The organism is Streptomyces humidus, assembly GCF_014649655.1.
Taxonomy (GTDB): Bacteria; Actinomycetota; Actinomycetes; order Streptomycetales; family Streptomycetaceae; genus Streptomyces; species Streptomyces humidus.
Genome location: NZ_BMTL01000005.1, coordinates 312,074 through 334,061 on the forward strand (window position 1 = coordinate 312,074; position 21,988 = coordinate 334,061).

The window sequence follows — 21,988 nt, forward strand, 5'->3', positions numbered from 1 at the left end:
CAGGATCCCGCGCTCCGCCAGCCGCTTCAGCTTCGAGCGCATCCCCGCAACATGGCGCGGTTCGGTCCCCAGGCCCAGGTGCTGGCACACCTCTTTGCAGCGCATCGCCGCCCCCGAAGTCGCGAACAACGCGATAACCGCCCGGTACTCCTGCGACCTCACCGTCACATCCAACTCAGCCTCAGCCTTCACCGGCGCCGCGGCCCCGCCACCGGCATCCCCGCCACCGCCCTCAGCGTCCGGCACCTGCGAAGAAGGCGCCGCCTGCCTCCTCCACCGTCTCCCGCGTGATACGCAACCGCGACAGCCGCTCCTCGGCCGGCGGCAACTCCTCCGACAGACCAGCGATTTGCTCACGCAGCCGCTCGGCCTGGCCCGGTACCCCGGCCTGGCTGGTCTCCAACGCCTCGATCAACGACGGCACCGCATACCCGCCCTCGCTCAGCACCCGCCCCTCACGGCGGGTTCGACCCCGGCGACGGTAGAAGCTGACACAACCTGCCACATCCCGAACTGCCGCGAATCACCGCAACGAGGCACCTTCATAAGATCTGCTCCCAAAGCCGTATGGGGAGGACCGTACGTACGGTTCGAAGCGGCGGGGGCTGGAAACGGCGCGGAAGCCACCGCGCCAGTCCCCGACCCTCCTCAGGGACTGAACAGCTCGTTCTGTTCCGTGCGCAGTTCGTCCACGAGCCGTCCCGGCGGCAGAGTGACGTCCGCGTATCCGATCACGGTGTCCTTCGCCACGGCACGGCGCAGGACGCAGCCCTGGGCGATCCCCATCGGGAGCAGGTCCTCGGCGCGGGTGACCGCATGCGACTCGGCCACTCCGAAGATGTCGTAGCCGCCGATCCCGTCCAGCACCGCACCGGCGGGCAGGTCCCGCTTGGCCGTGGCCACCACGTCCACCCGGGGGCCGGCGGGCGGGGTCAGCGCCGCGTCGCCGAAGTCCACGGCGCGCACCACGGTGTGCGGCACCTCGAAATGGCAGAGGTGGTAGGGGGCGTAGAAGCTGTAGAGCGGGCCGCGGCCGAGTTTGTACAGATCGAGGTAGCTGCGCTGGGCCGGGTCGTCGTGGGTGCCGAGGACGTACACGCCGGGAGCGGGCTTGGCGCCCACCACGTAGTCCACGATGCCGCCGTGCTCGCGCAGTTCGTCGACGTCATACATCTCGGTCAGCTCGTCGACGTGCCCCCGGTGGTCGCGCCCGTACATCCCCCGCCGTGGCACGGTGAATCCGAAGGCGTTCGCCACGATGGCCTGCTCGAACGAGACCTTGGTCCCGTCCGTGAAGCTGGTGATCATGTGGACGTTCTGGCCCCAGCGGTCGGCGAACGGCTGCTGCGTGGTGGGGGTGCGGTACTCGTCCTGGAAGCCCTTGACGTTGCCGGACACCAGCGGCGTCACCCCCAGGCTCCGCACGAAGCGCAGCAGGTTGGCCTGCACCGCCGGCTGGTCGCCGTCCGCGCCGCTGAGCACCACCCGGGCCGAGCGGGCGCGATGAGCCAGCAACGGTCCTATCGTGCAGTCGAGTTCGGCGTTCATCGTCACCACCGGCAGGCCACGTTCGATGGCCGCGACGGTGACCCGGGCGCCGAACTCCACCGCGCCGGTGACGTCCACCAGGCAGTCGATGCCCTCGGCGCAGATCAGGGCGAAGGCGTCCTCGGTGACGACCGGCCGCCCGCCGGCCACGGCCGCCGAGATCGCGTCGCTGGTGTCCGCCCTGACCGGTGCGAGACCCGCCTCCTTGTATGCGCGTTCCGCGTTGGCCGGGGTGCGGTTGGAGATGGCGGCCACCCGCATCCCGGGGACCGAGGCGGTGATGTGCCGCACCAGCCCTCGCCCCATGTAGCCGGCGCCCACCATGCCCACCCGGATCGGTCGTCCCTCCTCCATGCGGCGGCGCAGCGCGGTGTCGACGATGATCATCGGCGGACCGCCGGAAACCGGTCCCGACCGCACCGGCTCAAAACCTGTAATGTAGGATGGTCCTCCCGATTCTTGTGCACGGTGAGCACCGCACCCTTCGGCGGAGTGGCGTGAACCAGCATGGCGAATCTCCGATGCCCCTTGATGCGTCGCGGAATTGCGAGGCTAAGTCTGCGGTACAAAGCTGGGCAACAACTGCGTGTTCGCCACCTGTTCGTTCTCATGCGGCGGCAGGGAAACGACTTTCGTCGCCGGACGCCCTTGGCCGCAGGGGCCAGTGGAACGCCCGATGAGGCCGGGAAAAGGGCCGTCACCCTGTGCGGGCCATCGTGAGAAGGGCTTTCGACTGCTTACCGTACGCAGTTGAACAAGGAACCCGAGTGCAGCGGAACAGAGTTGACGATCCGTCCGGCAGTGTCGATATGTTCGCGCCATGCGCCCGCTCCCCGTCGCAGACCCAGGCGATCCCGATATCCGATCGGCTTCACGGTATTTGCTGTGGCTCGCGGGGCGCATCGCCGGCCCGCTGAGCGCCGCTGCGCTCCTGGGCCTGTTGTGGCTGGGCTCGCAGGCACTCGTGCCGGTCGTCGTCCGCGAAGCCGTCGACGAGGGGCTGGTTCCCGGTGACATGGGCGCCGTCCTCATGTGGTCCGCCGTGCTCCTCGGCCTCGGAGTGCTCCAGGCGGTGTCCGGCATGCTCCGCCGGCGGATCAGCATGCACAACGCGCTCTCGACCGGCTTCCGCACCGTCCAGCTCGTCGTCGGACACGCCGACCGGCTCGGCGCGGACCTGGAGAAGCGCGTGGACGACGGGGAACTCGTCAGCGTCGGCACATCGGACATGACCACGATCGGCAACGCCTTCGACGTGGTCGGCCGGGCTTTCGGAGCCGTCGTCTCGACGGTCCTGGTGGCCGTCGTCCTCCTCGACCAGTCGCCCACGCTGGGACTTCTGCTGATCGTCGCCCTGCCCGCGATCATCCTCGCCATGGGCTATCCCCTGCGTCCGCTGCACCGCAGGCAGAGCGCCTATCGTGAGCTGCAGGGCGAGCTGACCTCCCGGCTCACCGACGTGGTGACCGGGCTGCGGGTCCTGCGCGGCGTCGGCGGCGAGAACTCCTTCGCCCGCTCCTACCGCGAGCGCTCGCAGCGCGTGCGCGCCGCCGGTTCCGGCGTGGCCGGAGCGGAAGCTCTCATCCGGGCGGCGCAGGTGCTGCTGCCCGGCCTGCTGGTCGGCGCCGTCACCTGGATCGGCGCCCGCGCCGCGGTCAACGGGTCCGTCAGCCCCGGCGAGCTGGTCGCCTTCTACGCATACGCCGCCTTCCTCGTCGAGCCGCTCGCCATCTTCACCGACACCGCCGACCGCTTCGCCCGGGCCCATGTCGCCGCCCGGCGCGTCATCGCCGTCCTCCGCCTGCCCGCACCGTCTTGCGACACCGCACGCGAGCGCGCCCCGATGCCCGCCGGAGAGCACGAGCTGGTGGACGCGCGCACCGGACTTGTGGTCGCCCCCGGCGTCCTCCTGGCCGTGGTCGCCCCGCCCGCCGAAGGAGTGCGTCTGGCCGACCGCCTCGGCGGCTACGCCGACGGGCCCGTCCGCTACGGCGGGCTGCGCCTCGACGGCCTGCGCACCGAACAGGTCCGCGCCCGCGTCCTCGTCGTGGACAACCGCTCCAGGCTCCTGCGCGGCCCCCTGCGCGACAGCCTGGACCCCCATAGGGCCGCCGACGACGACGCCGTGCGGGCCGCGCTGCGGGTGGCGGCCGCCGAGGACGTCGTCGCCGCGCTGCCCGACGGACTCGACACCGCCGTCACCGCCGACGGCAGCCGCTTCTCGGGAGGACAACGCCAGCGGCTGGTCCTGGCCCGTGCGGTCCTCGCCGACCCGGAGATCCTGGTCGTCGTCGACCCCACCTCGGCCGTCGACGCCCACACCGAGGACCGGGTCGCCCGCGCCCTGCGGTCCGCCCGCCGAGGCCGCACCACCGTCCTGGTCAGCTCCAGCCCGCTGCTGCTGGAGCGGGCCGACCAGGTCGCCCTCATCGCCGACGGCTCCGTCGCCGCCACCGGCCGCCACCGCGAGCTGCTGGCCACCGACGCCCGGTACCGCCGGGTCGTCCAGCGCGCGACGGGCGAGGACCCCGCCGCGAATCCGACCGCCGTCGGCCTGGCCGCCCGGGGGAACACCGAATGAGCCGCGCCGCACTGCCGGTCGCGGGCGCCGCCGAGGTACGCGCGCACGCCCGCGCCCTGGCCCGCCGCCACCGCGCCGACCTCGCCCGGGTCCTGACGCTGCACGCCCTGGCCGCCGTGTGCGGGCTCGTCGCCCCCTGGCTGGTTGGCCGGCTCGTCGACGAAGTCGCCGACGGCACCACGATCGGCGCCGTCGACCGGCTCGCCCTCGGACTGCTCGCCTCGCTCGTCGGCCAGGCCGTGCTCACCTACTGCGCGGTCCAGTGCTCCTGCCGGTTCGGCGAGAAGATCACCGCGGAGGTGCGGGAGGACTTCGTCGACCGGGTCGTGGCCCTGCCGCTGTCCACGGTGGAGGACACCGAACCGGGCGACCTGATCACCCGCGCCTCACGCGACACCGACGCGCTGGCCAACACCGTCCGCTACGCTGCGCCCGAGACCCTCATCGCCACGCTCACCTGCCTGTTCACCTTCGGTGCCCTGATCCTCGTCGGCCCCCTCACCGCCCTGCCCAGCCTGCTCGTCATCCCTTTGCTGTGGGCGGGCACCCGCTGGTACCTGCGCCGCTCCGGCGATGCCTACCGGCGGCGCGCCGCCGGATACGTGGCGCTCGGCGACACCCTCGCCGAGACGGTGCCCGGCGCTCGCACCGCCGAGGCGTTCGGCCTGCGGCGCCGCCGCCGCGAGACCCTCGGCCAGGACCTGGCAGAGGCCTACCGGGGCGAGCACCGCACCATGTGGCTGCGCAGCTCCTGGTACCTGACGGTCGAGTTGAGCTACGCGGTCCCGCTCGTGGCCACCCTCGCCGTCGGAGGGCTCCTCCACCTTCAAGGGCACGCCTCGCTGGGCCAGGTGATCGCCGCCACCCTCTACGTGCGGCAGCTGATCTTCCCGCTCGACGACGTCCTGAGCTGGATGGACGAGCTGCAGATCGGCTCCGCATCGCTCGCCCGCGTCCTCGGCGGCAGCCAGCTCCCCGCGGACCGTGAGCCGACCGGCGCCCGCCCGGACGGCCAGGAGCTGAGCGCCCGCGCCGTCACCTACGCGTACGTTCCCGGGCGCCCCGTCCTGCACGGCGTCGACCTGGACCTCGCACCTGGCGAACGCCTCGCCGTCGTCGGCCCCTCGGGCTCCGGTAAATCCACCCTCGGCAAGCTCCTCGCGGGCGTCTACCATCCCGCCACCGGCGCCGTACGGGTCGGCGGCGTGCCGCTGGTCGAGCTGAGCACCGCCGATCTGCGCCGCCGCATCGCCCTCGTCACCCAGGAGCACCACATCTTCCGCGGCACCCTGCGCGAGAACCTCACCCTCGCCCGGGAGGGCACGGACGACGCCGAAGCCCGCCGCGCCCTGGAGATGGTCGGCGCCGCCGACTGGGCGGCGACCCTCCCCGCCGGTCTCGACACCCCCGTCGGCTCGACCGGCCACCAGCTCACCGCCGCGCAGGCCCAACAGGTCGCCCTGGCCCGCCTGGTGCTCGCCGATCCGCACACCCTCGTCCTCGACGAGGCCACGGCGCTCCTCGACCCGGCCACGGCACGCCGGGCCGAACGCGCCATGGCCGCCGTGCTCGGCGATCGCACTGTCATCGCCATCGCCCACCGGCTGCACACCGCGCAGGACGCCGACCGGATCGCCGTCATCGAGGACGGGCGCGTCGCCGAGCTGGGCAGCCACCAGCAGCTGCTGGCCGCCGACGGGGCCTACGCCGCACTGTGGCGCGCCTGGCACGGCGCGTGAACCGGAATCGTCCGCACGGCCGGGGAATACGGCCACTCGCACGGCACGGGGAATTTCTTTGCCTTCGCGATGCGCCGGCCGCGCAGCCCGCCTATCTAAATGCATCATGTTTCCCGTCCTGCGCTTGAAATTCTTGCGGACGACGCGGAACCGGACCTAGCCTTCCGCGTATGAACCCAAGGAAGCCGCATGTGGATTGGGACCGGCTTTTCGGCGACGATTACGACTACTTCGACCTTCCCGACCTGACCCCCGAACTGAGCGAGGCCGAGGCGACCGACATGGTCGAACTCGGCGGGTTCGAACAGGGATCGCGCATCCTCGACGCGCCCTGCGGGCACGGCAGACACGCCAACATCCTGGCCTCGCGCGGCTATCGGGTGGTCGGCGTCGACCGCGACGAGCGTTTTCTCGACATGGCCAGGAACGAGAGCGAGAAAATGGGGGTCGAGGTCGATTACTGTCACGTCGACCTCCGGGAAATGTCCTTCGAGAGAGAATTCGACGCGGCCGTCTCTTGGTACACTTCCTTCGGCTACTTCGACGACGAAACCGACCGCGATATTCTCTGTCGCTATCGTCGCGCACTGCGGCCCGGCGGACGTTTCCTGCTCGACATCCACTCCCCGTACCGGCACATCCCGAGCATGCTCGCCAATCACGAGATGCACGTCGACATTCTGCGCCGCGGAGCGGACATGGCCGTCGACATCCACGAGCTGGACGCCGAGGCGAGCCGACTGTACGCCGAGAAGCTCACCCTCCGGGACGGCACGGTGGAACGGGCCCGCTACAGCGTCCGGATGTTCACCGCCCCCGAGATCCTGGAGTGGTTCCGCACCGCCGGCTTCTCCCACGCCCGCGTCATGGACGAGACGGGCGGCGCCTTCACCATCGCCAGCCGCCGCCTGATGGTGCTCGGCACCGCCTGAGCGGCGCACCACCCCGAGGAAGGAAGGTTCTCGTGGACACACACCGAGGCGACACACGGCGGGCCGGTGAAGAGGGGAGCAGCGCCCGGCAACACGGCGCGGATGCCACCCCCGTAGCCCTGCCCGTCGGCCGCTTCCGCACCTGCGGACCCGGCATCGACGTCGACGCCCTCCGCGATCACTACACCGCGCACCGCTGCGCCCAAATCCCGCAGGTCACCGACGTCACCGCGCTCAAGGCCGCAGCCCTGTCCGCCTACCGGCGACTCAGTGACGAGCCCCTGCTCGACGCACAGGAGCACGCCTCCGACGACGGCTCGCTCGGGTACGGCTTCCGCTTCCAGCGCCTCGACGCGAAGTCCGATTCGCCCGCCCACGCCGAGCGCGTCACGACCGTCTTCCGCGAGCTCGGCCTGCTCCAGTGAGCCGCGCACGCCGCCCGCGACCTGCTGCCGGTCGTCGACGACATCACCGGGCGCACGCTGCGCTTCGAGCGCGTGTTCCTCCTGGCCTACCGCGAGAGCGACTGCATCGGCCCGCACGGCGCCGAGCAGGACACCGACCTCGACCGCTTCAACCTGCAGTTCCCGCTCTGCTACGACGCAGTCGGCGCCATGCGCGTCCTCAAGCGAGGCTACCTGGAGCCGATGTACGACCGCGACGGCGACGCCCGGCTCCTGGGACCGCGCATGTGGCACGAGGTGCCCCCGCTGCTCCGGCTGCCCGCGGGACGCGACCCGCTGCGCCTGGTGGTCTCCCTGAGACTGATGGCGCGCTGATGACCGGCGCTCCGACGCAGACCGAACGGGCGGCGCGCGCCGCCGAGATCGCCGCCGTGGCCGCCGCGGTCTTCCGGCGGCAGGGCGTGGACTTCCGGTCCGCCCGCCGAGCCGCAGGCTGGACCAACGCCACCTGGATCGGCGGCGGTGTCGCCGTCCGAATCGCCGGCAGCGCCGCCGCCCGTGACCTGGTGCGCGAGACCGAACTCGCCGCCCTGCTGCCGGCGGAGGTGGGCTGTCCGGCGGTGCTCGACTCCGGCGCCGAGCAGGGGCACGAGTGGGTGGTCACCCGCGAGATCGCGGCGACCAGCCTGGACGACGCCTGGGCGGCCCTGGGCGGGGAGCAACGGGTCTCCGCGACACGGCAGTTGTGGGAGCGGGCCCGGGCCCGGGCGGTCCACCGAGTCGACCGGGAGGCCGCGGCGCGCGTGGCCCGCGCCCGCAACCCCTTCTACACGCGCGACCCCGACGAGGCGGACGCGTCCCTGGCTCGGTTGCAGGCCGCGGGCGTGCTCTCGGCGGGGGAGAGGGTCCGGCTGAGCGCGATCCTCGACCGGCACTGGGCGGCCCTCGACGGGGCCGCGCCGGTCCTCAACCACGGCGACCTCTCCCCGGTGAACGCGCTGTGGGACGGAAGCGACGTGGTCAGCCTGCTGGACTTCGAGTTCGCGGTCCTCGCGCCCGTACAGCTCGACCTCAACGAGCTGGTCAAGACGGCCTGGGCGCCATCGGACCGCGACAGTGCGCCCACCGCCCGCGAGAGCGCCGACCGCGCCCTGCTCCAGGAGGCGGTGACCTGGCCCGCCCGCTGCTGGGCACCGACGACGAGGTGGCCCTGCTCCTCGGCCACTCGGTCCAGCTGGAGTGCTGGGGCCTGGAACGTGAACTGGCCAAGCCCGGCGGGAAGGACCACCGGGACCTGGAGCCGTACCGGATGTTCGTCGCCTGCGCGCACGCGGACGGCGGCTGCTACGCGCCCTTGCTGGGGAGTTGACCACCGGGGCCGCACGGCCGCCGGAGAGAGGTGAGGTGATGATCCGTACGCTGTTCGTGGACGCTGGCGGAGTGCTCTACAACAACGTCAACGAGGAGACCGACTTCCTGGACCGCGTCGCCGAACGCTACGACGTGGACCGCGCCCGGCTCGCCCGCCGCGTCGAGGAGGCCGCCCCCCGCTACGAGAGCGGCGCCTCCCACGTCCACGAGGTGATCGCCCGCCTCGTCACCGACGGTCGCCGGCCGATGGTCCGCACCCCGGCGGAGGAGCGCTGGCTGAACCGGACCTACCTCGACTGCGTCCGCCCCCACCCGGGCAGCTTCCGTGCCCTGCGGGAACTGCGCGCGGAGCGGCCCGAGGTGACCCTCGTGCTCACCAACAACGAGGCCGAGCACTGGGACCGGCTGAAGGACGCGGCGTACGGGCACTTCGGGCTGTTCCACGCGCTCTGCTCCTCCTGGCGCACCGGCCGGGTCAAACCGGCGGCCTCCTTCTTCACCGAGGCGTTGAGCGCCTGCCGTGCGAGAGCCGCCGAGACCCTCCTCGTCGACGACCGTGCCACGGTGCTGCGGGTGGGAGCCGGGCTCGGGCTGCGGACTCTACACGTCACCGCGCCCGAGGTCCTCGCGGAGCGCCTGCACGGGGAGGTCCGCGCCCTGCCGTCCGCACCGTGAGTTCCTCAGCGAATCTCCCGTACATGGCCCAGGACCTTCTGGAGCGCGCGGACGATGTCGTCGACCGCGTCGAGCGGCGCCAGAAGCACCTCGTGGCCGAAGCTCACCACGCTCTCGTGCACGCGCTTGGCGACCGGAAGGTCGAACCGGACGGGATCCACCCGCGCCAGATAGCGGGCGTCGGTGGCGAACCGCCGCCGCGAGGAAGGACGGTGCAGCGGGTTGTCGTTCAGCGGCCGGTGCGTCTGCATCACGGCGAAACCCAGCTCGGCGCTGAGCGCGCGGGCGATCAGCTCCACCGGGGCCACCGCCAACGCCTCGTCGGGCAGCCGCACCATGAACCGGTAGTAGGCGCGGTCGGTGGTGCCGGCGGAGGTCTCCTGAACCGCGAGACCCATCTCGGCGAGCCGGCCGGCCAGATGCTCCGCGGCCCGCGTCCGACGGGAGTTCTGCCCGTCCAGCAGGGCAAGCTGGTCGAGAAGCACGGCGGCGTGGAACTCCGAGAGGCAGGCGTTGCTGCCCATCAGGCGGCCGGTCTCCTCCAACTCCATCTCGCCGACGCCCACCGGCTCCTGGCGCAGCACCCGCCCGTCCGCGCGCAGGTGTTCTGCGCGGTTGGCCACCTCCGCGTCATCGGTCACCAGCGCGCCGCCCTCGCCACAGGTCAACAACTTGCTGCCCTGCATGCTGAACACCCCGGCGGCGCCGAACGCGCCCACCGGCCAGTCCCCGTAACGCGCCCCGTGCGCATGGGCGCAGTCCTCTATCAGCGGGAGCCCGTGCCGCTGGGCGATGTCCAGCAGGGAGTCCAGGTCCGCCACCGCCGAATAGGCGTGCACCACGGTGATGGCCCGGGTCCGCTCCGTGATCGCCGCCTCCACGGCCGCCGGATCCAGGCAGTACGTCCGCGGATCGACGTCCACGAGCACCGGCACGGCGTTGACGCCCAGTACCGCCGACGCCGACGCCACCCAGGTCAGCCCCGGCACGATCACCTCGTCACCGGCGCCGACCCCGCACGCCTCCAGCCCAACGGCCAGCGCCGCGGACCCCGTGGCCACCGGCACGCAGTGCGCCGAACGGCAGTAGTCCGCGAAAGCCGCCGCGAATTCCCGTTCGTAGGACTGGCGGCCCTGATATGCGCAACTGATGGTCCAGCGCCCGCTCGTCAATACGTCCTCGAGGCTTTTCAGTGCACGCTCGCCCGGCTGCGGCCACCGTGGCCACTCCCGGTTCGTGAGGCGCTCTCCACCGGAGATCGCCAGAGTGTTTCCCATGATTTGCCCTCGCTTTCGAGAATGCGACGGATGAGGAGGGAATTTACGCACCAGGGTCGGCCGTACGCCACAGCGTGCGCGGTCGGCCTGAACCGCCTTTGGCTTACTGGGCGTTCGACTGAGGAATGCCTGCAGTCGAACGGATCGGTACGCTTCGGCCCACCGCGGGCCGTGAATCCGGCCGCCTCGCCAGCGGCTTCGTGAACAAAGGCCTTACAGCCGACGCATTCGCGTGGCACCGCGTCGAGATCGACACTTCGCGTCCCCGGCGCATCGCGCACCAGACGAGGGAGTCACAGATGTCCGGCAATCCCCCCACCGGGCACCGCCCGGTCGGCACGCACCAGGCCACCGGGCCGGGCCTGACCGGTCCCGTGCCCCGCCGCGCCCGGATCGTGATCGTCGGAGGCGGTCTCGCCGGCGCCGAACTGGCCGGCGCGCTGTCCAGCGAGGGCGCCACGGGCGTCCTGCTCCTCGAAGCGGGCCCGGTAGCGGGCTTGACCCACATCCACACGACGCACTCGCCGCAACGCGCCACCGAGCTGGTCTTCGCACCCGACAGCGACCCCTACTTCCACCGCCCTTGGCGCTCCGCCACGCCCCCGCACTACACCGGCATCTCCGGCCTGCGCCGCCGGCTCGGCGGCCGGTCCCTGTACTGGCACGGCGTGGTGCTGCCGCTGGAGGACTGGGCGCTGCGCGCGCCCGAGTGGCCAGCCTCCATCGTCACGGCCCTGACCGGCGGCGACGGCACGCCCTCCTGGTACGACCGGGTCACCGCCGACCTGACCAGGTGGAGCGGCGGCGCCTTGTGGGACCCGGCGCTCCCCACCCGCACCGCCTTCGGCGGCGAGGAGTTCCGGCCGCTGCCACGCGCCTGCCGCCGCACACCGGGCGCCGACCGCTGGGAGGCGTACACCGCCTTCGACGCCTGGCGCGACGCCGACGGCCGCACCGGCCCGCCGCCCGGCGTCTCGGCCCGCTGCGACACCGAGGCGCTCGCCGTGGACGTAGGCGGCGGACGCGCCCGAGGCGTGGTGGTGCGCGCCGCCGACGGCAGTGTCACCACGGTCGCCGCGGACACCGTGGTGCTGTGCGCGGGCGCCGTGGAGAGCACCCGGCTCGCCGCCCACGCCCTCACCGCGGCCGACGTCCTGCCCGAGCCCAGACTGGGCGGGCTCGCCGACCACATCGTGCAGGGCTTCGTGGTGCGGCTGCCCGCCGACCGGCTGCCCCCGCCCGGCTCGTACCACGTCCCCACCGACCCGGTGCTGCGTTCCTACCTGCGGATGGACGTGCACCCCGACGGCCCCGGCCGGGCCCTGCTCGACGTACGCGTCACAGGAGAGCAACTTCCCAACCCGGACAGCGTCGTCGAGTGCGAGGTCTCCGGCTCCCGCCCCGGACCGGCGAAGGTGAGCACCGAACTGCTGCCCGAGGACCGCAAGCTGATCGCCGCCCAGCGCGATCTGCTGCGCGACTTCTGGGCCACGGCCGCCGCCGAGACCGGAGCGCCCAAAACCCCGCTGGAGTTCACCGACTTCGGCGACGCCGACCGGGACAACACCCGGGTGCTGCCCGATCGCACCCGTGCCCAGTCGGCGAGCCGGCCCGAGAGCTGGACGAGCCTGCTCGGCACCGAGGACCATGAGGGCGGCAGCCTGCCGCTCGGGCGGCTGCTCGACGACCGCCACGCCTTCACCGCCCTGCCCGGCCTGTACGCCGCCGGGCCCGCTGTCTTCCCCCGGCTCGGCGCAGCCAACCCCTCCCTCACGGCCATCGCGCTCTCCCGCCGGCTCGCCGGACTGCTCGCCGCCGCCTGACGTCCGCCGCCCGTCCGGGCGACACGCACCGCCACCCCCGCCGACCCAGGAGGTTCCACCGTGCCGGGCCCCGGATACCGCTTCTTCGGCGCGGAGGAACGCGCCAACGTCATGGCCGTCCTCGACCGCTGGCAGACCGACTGTGAGGTGTTCGACGACCCCGGCGAGGGGGAGTGGGTCCGCCGCTTCGAGGAGGCCGCCGCCGAGCGCTTCGGCGCCGCGCACTGCCTCGGCGTCAACAGCGGCACGTCCGCCCTCGTCGCCGCCCTGGTCGGGCTCGGCATCGGACCCGGTGACGAGGTCGTCGTGCCCGGCTACATGTTCGTCGCGTCGATCGCCGCCGTCCTCCACTGCGGCGCCGACGTGGTGCTGGCCGAGGTCGACGAGTCGCTCACCCTGGACCCGGCCGACGTGCGCGCCAGGATCACCCCACGCACCCGCGCGATCATGCCCGTGCACATGCTGGGCGCACCCGCGGACCTGGCGGCCCTGCGCGCCCTGGCCGACGAGCACGGACTGCACCTGCTGGAGGACTGCGCGCAGAGCGCGGGCGGCAGCTACCGGGGCAGGCCCCTCGGCACCTGGGGCAGCGCCGGCACCTTCTCGCTCAACCACTACAAGGTGATCACGGCGCTGCAGGGTGGGTTCGTGCTCACCGACGACCCGAAGGTCTTCCAGCGCGCGTACTCCTTCCACGACCAGGGCTGGTTCCCTTACCGCCAGGACCACGGCGACGGCGACCTGCTGCTCGGCATGAACCTGGGCCTCGGCGAACTGCAGGCCGCCGTCGCGCACGCCCAGCTCGGCAAGCTCGACCTCGTCCTCGACCGGGTACGGGACGTCAAACGCCGCCTGGTCGAGGCGATCGGCGACCTGCCCGGAGCACGGCCGAGGACCCTGCACGACCCGGCCGGGGAGTGCGGCACGACGGCCGTGTACGTCTTCGACGACGTCCGGCACGCCCGGGACGTCGCCGACCGGCTCGGCAGCCGTACGCTCGTGGAATCGCCGACGCACTACTACGGAGCCCTGCCCGCGCTCACCGCGTTCAGCCGTGGCGACCACTCCACAGTGCCGTTCCGCGCGCCCGGCGGCGCCCCAGTTCCCCGGCCCTTCGAGCCGGGTCTGCTGCCCCGGACCGACAGCGTCCTCGCCCGCTCCGTCGCCCTGGCCACCGGCGTCTCGGACAGCTACCTCGGAGCCGGCTTCGGGGTCCACCCGGGCTCCACGCAGGCCGAGATCGAGCAGGCGGCCGACACATTCCGGCGTGCGGTCAAGGGGGAGACGACCAAGGCCTGAACGAACGGGCGCGGTCACCCGGGATCCCCGCGGTGACCGCGACCACTGTCGTGACGGTGACCGAAGCGCTACCGGCGGGCCTCAGCCGACCGTTTCCCGCAACAGCTGGAACAGTTCGGGTGCGACGCCCCGCGCGGCGTAGACCAGCCAACGGCCGTCCAGCCGGGCGCCGCCGCACAGGTCGTCGACGCGTCCCTGAGCCTCCGCGACCAGCAGGGCGGCCGGGGCCCGGTCCCAGACGTGACCGCCCTCGTCGATGACCGCGTCGACCCGGCCCTCCAACAGGTCGGCGACCGCACACACCGGGGATTCGGTCCACCGCACCCGGTTCCGCAGCGGCTCGACGGGTGAGTCCGGCATCAGGAAGCCGCCGACCCGGGCATCAGCAAGGGACATGGCCCCTCCCAGGATCCGCAGCGGACGCGACGTCGAGAGCGGTTCGCGCCGGGCGGACGCGAATGCTCCTCCGCCCCGCGAGGCCCACCAGCGCACGCCCTCGGTGGGCCGGCTCAGGACGGCGACCCGCAGCTCACCTTCGGCTTCCAGGGCGACATGGGTCCCCCAGTCCCGCCCGCCCGCGAGAAACGGGACGGTGCCGTCGATGGGATCCAGGATCCAGCGGCGGTGCGAGGCGCCGCCGAGCGCGCCGCACTCCTCGCTCAGCACCGCGTCACCCGGGCGTTCCTCCGCCAACACCGCCAGCAGGGCCTTCTCCACCGCGAGGTCGGCCTCGCTCACCGGGCTGCCGTCGTCCTTGTGCCGTACGGCCGGCTGCCGTTCGAAGTAATCCAGCGCCAGCGAATCCGCCAGGTCCACGAGCCGGTGTGCGAGCCGTATATCGCCGTCATTCTCCATCGGGCCACCATAGCCATCCGGTCGACCCGCGAACCGCCGGCCACGCCGCACATTCGTCATCTACGCATTCCGGCATCGGCAGTTGAACGCCTCGCAGGTGAACGATCCCTGCTTGAACACGTATTGGGGAAGCCCGGCAGTCGGTCCGCGATGTTAACCTCTGGCATGCTCTTGGAGAACACGCTCGTGGAACGCCGGAGCCTGCTCCGGCTTGTCGAGGAGAACTTCCAGGAATTCGTACCCGGCGCCCGGGAAATGCCCGAGCCGGAATTCTTTCCGCTCGGCGAGGACAGCTGGTCGTACCGGATGGGGCCGTTGTGGATCAGCGTCCGCAGAGATCTGGACGGTCATTTCCCGGGCGCCTATGAAATTGCGCTCCTGTTACGCGAGAGCGGAAAGAGCTATGTCCTCGCTCCGCTGCCCGGCCGGAACGGCCACGTCGTCCACCGCATCGGCGACTTCCCCGTCGTGGTGTTCCCCTACGTGGAGCACGCCGCCGCCGGCCCCAAGTCGCCCACCGCCGGGCAGATCGAGCTGCTGGTGCGGCAGCTGCGCGAGGTGCACGCCTTCGACCCGCCCGCCTCCCGGCCGGTCGACGTCCCCACCGAGGACTTCCACTTCCCCTTCGACAACGATCTCGACAAGGCACTGGAGGCGGCGCAGGACGGTGCGACCGCGCGGTGCGGCCCGTACGGCCCCCTGCTGGCCGACCTGGTCGCCCGCAACGGCGACCACCTCGCCGCGCTGCGGGAGGAGGCCGCCTCGGTGGCCGCCCGTTGCACCGCGCTCTGGCGCGGCGAACGGCCTGCGCTCACCCACGGCGACCCCAGCCTGTCGAACGTCGTGTTCGGGCGGGGCGTGGACATCATCGACTGGGGCGGCGCGATGTGGGCCCCGCCGGAGCGCGACTGGGCCGCGCTGAGCCGGGTGTTCGGCACCGCACCCGAGGGACGCCCGGAGTTCCTGCGGTTCTACGAGCTGCGCTGGACGCTCGCGGAGATCGCCGAATACGGGAGCCGGTTCACCGGCCCCCACACCGGCGATGCCGACGATCACGCCATGTGGGACCGGCTGCAGCGGTACCTCCCGCCGCCCTGACTCGCGGCGCACCACCCTCGTGACCGCCCGCCACCTTGACCGACTCATACCGAAGGACCGCCGTGAGCCAGGTGAGCGTCCACCACGAATGGGACCCGTTGCAGGAAGCCGTCGTGGGCACGGTCCTCGGCGGCCGGACACCGCCCGCTCGCCCGGACGTCCGGGCGCCCGCCCACGCGGGGAACATCCGGCCCGCGCACCCGCGTCAACTCGGCCCGCACCCATGGCCCGACCGGGCCCTGCGCGAGACCGAGGACCAACTGGACGAGCTGTGCGAGGAGTTGCGCGGCCTCGACGTGACCGTTCGCCGCTGCCGCGACCGCACATCCCGCGTGCGGACGCCCGGCGACCGCAGCCACGCCCACCGCCCGTGGGCCGGGCGGGTCGCCGTCGGCCGGCGCCTCGTCGAGGCCCCCGCCGCAGGACACGTGGTGCGGCTCGGCGCCGACCTCCTGTACCTGGACTGCGGTGGCGGCGCGCCGGCCGCCGGCCGGCTCGCCGCCGCCGCGGGCGACACCTACACCGTCCACCACTGCCGCGGCCTGGCCGGCGACCCCGACTCCACCCGGCTCGACCCGGTCCTGATCCCGCTGCGCCCCGGCCTGGTCCTGGTCAACCCCTCGCGGGTGACCGACGACAACCTGCCGCCGCCGCTGCGCTCCTGGCGGCGGATCGACTGCCCCGAGCCGGTCGCTCTCGGCTACGCCGGGGACGTGCCGCGCTGCTCGGTGTGGATCGGGATGAGCGTGCTGGTGGTCCGGCCGGGCCTCGTCATCGCCGAAGCACGTCAGCGCGAGTTGCTGCGCGTGCTCGAGCAGCACGGCATCGACGTCCTGCCGCTGCGCCTCACCCACGCCCGGATGCTCCGCGGCGGCTTCCACGACGTCGTCCTCGACCTGCGCAGGACCGGGCCGCGCACGTGCGGCATCTGAACCGCCGAAGCAGTTCCGTCCTCTCCCGTCCCCTCGGATCTTCACAGTCCCCCGACTCTTTGCAAGGAGGCGCGAATGCGTCCGCTGAGTGTGCCCGGTGCCTGGCTGTCGAGGACCCGGGCGTTCGCCGACGACCGAGGCGAGTTCCAGGAGCTCTACAGCGCCCGGGAGCTGAGCGGGACGCTCGGCTACGAGCCCACGGTCGCCCAGATCAACCGCTCGGTCTCGCGGCGCGGTGTGCTGCGGGGTGTGCACTTCGCCCAGATGCCGCCCAGCCAGGCCAAGTACGTCACCTGTCTCAGCGGGGCCGTCCTGGACGTGGTGGTCGACGTCCGCGTCGGCTCGCCCGCCTTCGGCACGTGGGAGGCGGTGACGCTCGACGACCCGCGCCACAGCCTGTACGTGGAGGCCGGGCTCGGCCACGCGTTCATGGCGCTCACCGACGACACCGTCGTCGTCTACCTCACCTCGCGGGGCTACGCCCCCGGTCGCGAGCACGCGGTGCACCCGCGCGACCCCGAACTCGGCATCAAATGGCCCGGCGACATCGAGCCCGTCCTCTCCGACAAGGACCGCAAGGCCCCCGGGCTCAGCGAGGCGCGCCGATGCGGGCTGCTGCCCTCCTACGACGACTGCGTCGCCTTCCATCGCTCCCTGCGCGAGCATGCCGCGGTCTGACCGGCAGGGCCTGACCTGTCAATTGGTCTGATCACAAGCGTTGTTGCGGCGGCCACAGCCGGGACGCGCACTCGGCGCCGAAACGCCCTCGGGGCTCAGGGCCGGGGCAGCGCCGAACGCCCCGCGGCCGCGTACAGGGCGGGGAAGGCCTCCGCCAGTGCGTCGTTCCACTCCCGCATCGGCTCCAGCCCGGCCTCCCGCCACCGTGCGTGCCCGAGGACGCTGTAGCCCGGCCGGCCGGCCGGCCGGGCCAGCGCCCGCGTGGTGGTGGGCCGTATCCGGCCGGGATCGGCGCCCAGCAGCCGGAACGTCTCGCGGGCCAGGGCGTACCAGGTGGTGTCGCCCGAGTTGGTCGCGTGGTAGACCCCGCCGGGCGCGCCCGCCAGCGCCGCGCCGCCCAGGGCCGCCAGACGTTCGGCCACGTCCGCGGTCCAGGTCGGCTGTCCGCGCTGGTCGTCCACGACGTGCACGGTGTCCCGCTCCGCCTCCAGGCGCATCATCGTGGCCACGAAGTTGGAGCCCCCCGCTCCGTAGAGCCACGCCGTGCGCACGACGTACCCGGTGTCCGGCAGGGTGTCGAGCACAGCGCGCTCCCCGGTCCGTTTCGTGACCCCGTACACGGTCGCCGGTCCCGTCGGGTCGTCCTCCTGGTACGGCCGCTTCGCCGTGCCGGCGAACACATAGTCGGTGGACACCTGGAGCAGTACGGCTCCCAGAAGGCTGCAGGCCCGCGCGAGATGGCGCGGGCCGTCTCCGTTGACCGCCATCGCTCGCGACGGCTCGGCCTCCGCCGCGTCCACCGCCGTCCACGCCGCGCAGTTCACGACCACGGCCGGCCGGTGCAGGGCGAGAACGGACCGCACGGCGTCCTCGTCGGTGATGTCGAGGGCGTCGCGGCCGAGCGCGGTCACGGCGGCTCCCCGCCGGGCGAGCACGTGGGTGAGATCGCGCCCCAGCATGCCGGACGCACCGGTGACGAGCCACCGCGGGCGGGGGGACGGGGACATGGAATCGGTCTCCGAGGGGTGCGTGCCGGGCGTCGGTGCGGCGGGCCTGCCGCCAGGGGTGTCGTACGGATCGGACGAGGCGTGAATCCGGGTGCTACGCGCGCACTTCTCCCACCGGCAGGAGCGGTTCCCACCAGGAGCGGTTCGCCCGGTACCAGGCGACGGTGGCGGCGATCCCGTCGGCAAGGTCTATCTCGGGCCGGAAGCCCAGCTCCCGGCGTGCCCTGGTCCCGTCGATCGAGTAGCGCCGGTCGTGGCCCTTGCGGTCCTCCACGTGCTCCACCCTGCTCCGGTCCGCGCCGCATGCGGACAGCAGCAAACCCACCAGTTCGCGGTTGCTGAGGGTGGCGCCGCCGCCGATGTGGTAGATCCGGCCGGCCCGGCCGCGTGTGCGCACCGCCTCGATGCCGCGGACGTGATCGTCGACGTGCAGCCACTCCCTCACGTGCAGACCATCCCCGTACAGCGGCACGTTCCGCCCGTCCATCAGCAGGGTGGTGAAGCGGGGTACGAGCTTCTCGGGGAACTGATGGGGCCCGTAGTTGTTGGAGCAGCGCGTCACTCGCACGTCCAGACCGTGGCTGACGTGGTGGGCCAGCGCCAGCAGGTCGGCGGACGCCTTGGACGCGGAGTAGGGGCTGTTGGGGCGCAGCGGGGCGTCCTCGGTCCACGATCCGTGCTCGACGGACCCGTACACCTCGTCGGTGGACACCTGGACGAAGGGCGTCGTGTCGTGCCGCCGCGCCGCGTCGAGCAGAGTCTGCGTGCCGTGCACGTTCGTGCGGACGAAGGCGGAGGCGTCCAGGAGCGAGCGGTCGACGTGTGACTCGGCGGCGAAGTGGACGACCTGGTCCTGACCCGACATCACCCGGTCGACGAGGGCCGTGTCGCATATGTCACCGTGCACAAACCGGTAGCGGGGGTGGTCGCGCACGGCGGCCAGGTTGGCCGGGATCCCGGCATAGGTGAGTGCGTCGAGCACGGTCACCACGACATCGGGCGGCCCGTCCGGGCCGAGCAGGGTGCGGACGTAGTGGGAGCCGATGAATCCGGCGCCCCCGGTGACAAGCAGGTGTGTGGTCATGGCAGCGGGCTCCGCTTTCCGGTCGGAACGTTCGGCAGGGGCGGCAGGGGCGGCGGGGGACGTCAGGAGGAGATCTGTGCCTTGCTGTGGTCGCCGAGCACCAGGCGGTGCGCGTGCGGCACCGGAGGTGCGGAGGTCACCCGCACGTGACGGCCGATGAGCGAGGCCTCGATGCGGCGCACCCCGGAGATCGAAGCGCCGCGCAGCACGATGGAGAACTCCACCTCGCTGTCCTCCACCAGGCAGTCCTCGGCGATCGACGTGAACGGTCCCACGTATGATCCGGCCACCACGGCGTTGGCCCCGATCACCGCGGGGCCCACCACGCGGGAGTTGCGCACCTCTGCGCCCTCCTCGATCCGGACCCGGCCGATGAGCGTGCTGTGCTGGTCGACCAGCCCCTCGTGCCGTGCCTCGGTCTCCTCCAGGACGAGCCGGTTCACCTCAAGCATGTCGGCCACGTTGCCGGTGTCCTTCCAATAGCCGGTGATCTGCGTGGAGCGCACGTCGTGGCCGACGTCGATCAGCCACTGGACCGCGTCGGTGATCTCCAGCTCCCCGCGCCAGGACGGCTTGACGGCCCGCACGGCTTCGTGGATGGCGGGGGTGAACAGGTAGACGCCGACCAGCGCGAGATCGCTTCTGGGGTGGGCGGGCTTCTCCTCGAGGCTGCGCACCCGGCCCGTCGCGTCCAGTTCGGCGACGCCGAAGGATCGCGGGTCCGACACGTGAGTGAGGAGCAGGTGCGCGTCCGGGCGGGCCGCCCGGAAGTCCCGGATGGGGCCGTCGATCCCTCCGACCACGAAGTTGTCGCCGAGGTACATGACGAAGTCGTCCTCGCCCAGGTAGTCGCGGGCGACCAGTACCGCGTGCGCGAGTCCCAGGGGTTTCGGCTGGGGAATGTAACTCACGTCGAGACCGAATTTGGAGCCGTCCCCGACGGCCTCGGTGATTTCGTCCGAGGTGTCGCCCACGACGATACCGACCTCGCGGACGCCGGCGGCGGCTATGGCCTCGAGTCCGTAGAAGAGGACCGGTTTGTTGGCGACGGGCACCAGTTGTTTCGCGGAGGTGTGCGTGATGGGCCTGAGGCGGGTACCTGATCCGCCGGCCAGTACGAGCGCTTTCATTTCGTTCTCCCTGTGTGGTCGTGGATCACAGCGTTCCGGCGCGGCGTAGGAAGGGGGTACGCAGCCGTATACCGGCGATAAAATTCCGGGAGTCCGGCTCGTTTCAAGACGTGTGAGTACCCCTTTTGCGCTAAGACTCCGTCCGTCTGGATGCCTGATCGGCCCTCGTGGGTGGCCGAAAAGGACGGCCGCAGGCCCGGATGGGCGGCTGCCCACGTCAGGGCGACGCCATCTGTTGTACGGGAAGCCCTCGTGACAACGAGGCGTGGCTCCCTCGCACCCTTCGAGGCGAGGGGCGAATATCGGCCACTTTGTTCAAACTTTACTCAACCGGGCACAGGTGATAGGCATATGACGAGTGAAAGTTTGAGGCGATTCTCCGTGCTGCCGTGAAGGCCTGGCGACCGAAGGATGGTTAATGGAGCCTAATGCAGGTGACAATCCCTTTCAAGCTCGTGACCGACCGACCGGGTCCACGGGAGCACCAGATGAATACGGCTTACAATTATCCGACACCTTCATGGTGCCCATCAATTCCCTCCGCGCGTCGGAATCCCCGCGCAGCGCGGGCGAGGACGCCGATCACATTCGCACCCTCGCCGAATCGGGGGCGGTACTCCCGCCCATCGTCGTGATGTCGTCCACCATGCGCGTCATCGACGGCATGCACCGGCTCAGAGCGGTCGAACTCCGGGGCGAGACCGAGATCGCGGTCCGCTACTTCGAAGGCGAGGAGAACGAGGCGTTCGTCCTCGCCGTCAAGTCCAACATCGCCCACGGCCTGCCGCTCACCCTGGACGACCGCAAGGCCGCCGCCAGGCGCATCCTGCGGACCCACCCCCTGTGGTCCGACCGGGCCATCGGGCGGGCGACCGGACTCTCCGCCAAGACGGTCGGCGCCGTCCGGGCGTGTTCGACTGCGGTAGTTCCCCAGTCGAACGTACGCATCGGCAGCGACGGCCGGTCCCGCCCGCTCGATCCCACCGAAGGGCGTCGGCTGGCGGGCCGGCTGATCGAACAGAATCCCTCGGCGCCCTTGCGCCAGATCGCCGCCCAGGCCGGCGTGTCCCTCGGCACCGCCTCCGACGTCCGCAGGCGACTGCGCCGCGGCGAGAGCCCTCTGCCCGGCGGGGACCGCGAGCGCGACACCACGGCGGACACCCCCGCGCCGGCCCGCAGCGAGCGCGCCGAGGAGATCCGCCCTTCGCGTGCCCTCCTGTTGCGCCATCTCAGCCGCGACCCGTCCATCCGGCTCACCGAGGACGGCCGGGTGCTGCTGCGCTGGCTCAACGTGGTCGCCGTCCACAGCAGGGACTGGGCCCGGCTCCTCAGCAACGTTCCGCCCCACCGCGTCGAGACCATCGCCGAACTGGCCCGCGGCTGTGCCGAGACCTGGGAGCGGGTGGCCGAGCAGCTCGAACGGGCCGGCTCCGGCGCCGACGGAGTACCGTCACCCCGCGCCGGCGCCGGCGACCCCCGTGACCGAGTGCCCCCGCCCGCTCTTCGGCGCAGGGTCTGAGCCGTGCCGCACCGTCCCGGTCTCCTGCCGCGCCCG

General features: G+C 71.9%; 20 protein-coding genes. 13 read left to right on the plus strand and 7 right to left on the minus strand.

The window, feature by feature from the left end; all coding sequences use genetic code 11:
* Positions 1-232: 232 nt before the first annotated feature.
* Together IE239_RS07820 and IE239_RS07825 are read right to left on the minus strand one after the other, a co-directional pair.
* Positions 233-448 carry a hypothetical protein gene (locus tag IE239_RS07820; RefSeq protein ID WP_190148522.1) on the minus strand — a complete coding sequence of 72 codons (216 nt, stop codon included), beginning with the start codon at positions 446-448 and terminating at the stop codon, positions 233-235.
* Between the two features lie 200 nt (positions 449-648).
* Positions 649-1,935: an NAD(P)H-dependent oxidoreductase gene (locus tag IE239_RS07825; RefSeq protein ID WP_190148523.1), complete on the minus strand. Its 1,287-nt coding sequence runs from the start codon at positions 1,933-1,935 to the stop codon at positions 649-651.
* Positions 1,936-2,428: 493 nt separating this feature from the next.
* Between IE239_RS07825 and IE239_RS07830 the strand changes: the two genes are divergently transcribed.
* The 7 genes from IE239_RS07830 to IE239_RS07855 all read left to right on the plus strand — a co-directional run bounded on the left by IE239_RS07830 (position 2,429) and on the right by IE239_RS07855 (position 9,250).
* On the plus strand, positions 2,429-4,129 hold the full coding sequence (locus IE239_RS07830) for an ABC transporter transmembrane domain-containing protein (protein ID WP_229877904.1): 1,701 nt from the start codon (positions 2,429-2,431) through the stop codon (positions 4,127-4,129).
* The gene (locus tag IE239_RS07835) at positions 4,126-5,868 is read left to right on the plus strand and encodes an ABC transporter ATP-binding protein (RefSeq protein WP_190148525.1); all 1,743 of its coding nucleotides are present in this window, start codon (positions 4,126-4,128) and stop codon (positions 5,866-5,868) included. The genes IE239_RS07830 and IE239_RS07835 overlap by 4 nt, the downstream gene beginning before the upstream one ends.
* Positions 5,869-6,038: 170 nt before the next feature.
* Positions 6,039-6,800, plus strand: coding sequence for an SAM-dependent methyltransferase (locus IE239_RS07840; RefSeq protein ID WP_190148526.1), 762 nt, complete (start codon positions 6,039-6,041; stop codon positions 6,798-6,800).
* 32 nt (positions 6,801-6,832) lie between these two features.
* Positions 6,833-7,225 carry a hypothetical protein gene (locus IE239_RS41895; RefSeq protein WP_229877906.1) on the plus strand — a complete coding sequence of 131 codons (393 nt, stop codon included), beginning with the start codon at positions 6,833-6,835 and terminating at the stop codon, positions 7,223-7,225.
* A gap of 72 nt (positions 7,226-7,297) precedes the next feature.
* Positions 7,298-7,579: a hypothetical protein gene (locus tag IE239_RS41900; RefSeq protein ID WP_229877909.1), complete on the plus strand. Its 282-nt coding sequence runs from the start codon at positions 7,298-7,300 to the stop codon at positions 7,577-7,579.
* The gene (locus IE239_RS07850; RefSeq protein ID WP_229877910.1) at positions 7,579-8,607 is read left to right on the plus strand and encodes a phosphotransferase family protein; all 1,029 of its coding nucleotides are present in this window, start codon (positions 7,579-7,581) and stop codon (positions 8,605-8,607) included. The genes IE239_RS41900 and IE239_RS07850 overlap by 1 nt, the downstream gene beginning before the upstream one ends.
* A 4-nt stretch (positions 8,608-8,611) precedes the next feature.
* A complete protein-coding gene (locus IE239_RS07855; RefSeq protein WP_190148527.1) occupies positions 8,612-9,250 on the plus strand; it encodes an HAD family hydrolase in 639 nt (212 codons plus the stop codon).
* Positions 9,251-9,255: 5 nt separating this feature from the next.
* On the opposite strand, the gene IE239_RS07860 is transcribed toward IE239_RS07855, so the two are convergent.
* Positions 9,256-10,527 (minus strand): DegT/DnrJ/EryC1/StrS aminotransferase family protein, encoded by a 1,272-nt coding sequence (locus IE239_RS07860; protein WP_190148528.1) that lies wholly within the window; start codon positions 10,525-10,527, stop codon positions 9,256-9,258.
* Between the two features lie 299 nt (positions 10,528-10,826).
* Between IE239_RS07860 and IE239_RS07865 the strand changes: the two genes are divergently transcribed.
* Entirely contained in the window at positions 10,827-12,350 is a 1,524-nt protein-coding gene (locus tag IE239_RS07865; protein WP_190148529.1) for a GMC family oxidoreductase, read from the plus strand.
* 60 nt (positions 12,351-12,410) lie between these two features.
* The gene (locus IE239_RS07870; RefSeq protein WP_190148530.1) at positions 12,411-13,649 is read left to right on the plus strand and encodes an aminotransferase class I/II-fold pyridoxal phosphate-dependent enzyme; all 1,239 of its coding nucleotides are present in this window, start codon (positions 12,411-12,413) and stop codon (positions 13,647-13,649) included.
* Positions 13,650-13,730: 81 nt separating this feature from the next.
* Here IE239_RS07870 and IE239_RS07875 read toward each other — a convergent pair whose 3' ends face one another.
* Entirely contained in the window at positions 13,731-14,504 is a 774-nt protein-coding gene (locus tag IE239_RS07875; protein WP_190148531.1) for an inositol monophosphatase family protein, read from the minus strand.
* A gap of 165 nt (positions 14,505-14,669) precedes the next feature.
* Here IE239_RS07875 and IE239_RS07880 point away from each other — a divergent pair, with 165 nt between their 5' ends.
* The 3 genes from IE239_RS07880 to IE239_RS07890 all read left to right on the plus strand — a co-directional run bounded on the left by IE239_RS07880 (position 14,670) and on the right by IE239_RS07890 (position 17,212).
* On the plus strand, positions 14,670-15,602 hold the full coding sequence (locus IE239_RS07880; protein ID WP_229877911.1) for a phosphotransferase enzyme family protein: 933 nt from the start codon (positions 14,670-14,672) through the stop codon (positions 15,600-15,602).
* A gap of 62 nt (positions 15,603-15,664) precedes the next feature.
* Positions 15,665-16,534, plus strand: coding sequence for an inosamine-phosphate amidinotransferase 1 (locus IE239_RS07885; RefSeq protein ID WP_190148533.1), 870 nt, complete (start codon positions 15,665-15,667; stop codon positions 16,532-16,534).
* Positions 16,535-16,609: 75 nt separating this feature from the next.
* Entirely contained in the window at positions 16,610-17,212 is a 603-nt protein-coding gene (locus IE239_RS07890) for a dTDP-4-dehydrorhamnose 3,5-epimerase family protein (RefSeq protein WP_190148534.1), read from the plus strand.
* Positions 17,213-17,307: 95 nt separating this feature from the next.
* Here IE239_RS07890 and rfbD read toward each other — a convergent pair whose 3' ends face one another.
* The 3 genes from rfbD to IE239_RS07905 form a co-directional block, all read right to left on the minus strand.
* A complete protein-coding gene (gene rfbD, locus IE239_RS07895; RefSeq protein ID WP_190148535.1) occupies positions 17,308-18,219 on the minus strand; it encodes a dTDP-4-dehydrorhamnose reductase in 912 nt (303 codons plus the stop codon).
* Between the two features lie 94 nt (positions 18,220-18,313).
* A complete protein-coding gene (gene rfbB, locus IE239_RS07900) occupies positions 18,314-19,303 on the minus strand; it encodes a dTDP-glucose 4,6-dehydratase (RefSeq protein ID WP_190148536.1) in 990 nt (329 codons plus the stop codon).
* 62 nt (positions 19,304-19,365) lie between these two features.
* Complete coding sequence (locus tag IE239_RS07905) at positions 19,366-20,433, minus strand: glucose-1-phosphate thymidylyltransferase (RefSeq protein ID WP_190148537.1); 1,068 nt, start codon at positions 20,431-20,433, stop codon at positions 19,366-19,368.
* Positions 20,434-20,953: 520 nt separating this feature from the next.
* Between IE239_RS07905 and IE239_RS07910 the strand changes: the two genes are divergently transcribed.
* A complete protein-coding gene (locus tag IE239_RS07910) occupies positions 20,954-21,952 on the plus strand; it encodes a ParB/RepB/Spo0J family partition protein (protein WP_229877913.1) in 999 nt (332 codons plus the stop codon).
* The last annotated feature ends 36 nt before the right edge of the window (positions 21,953-21,988 follow it).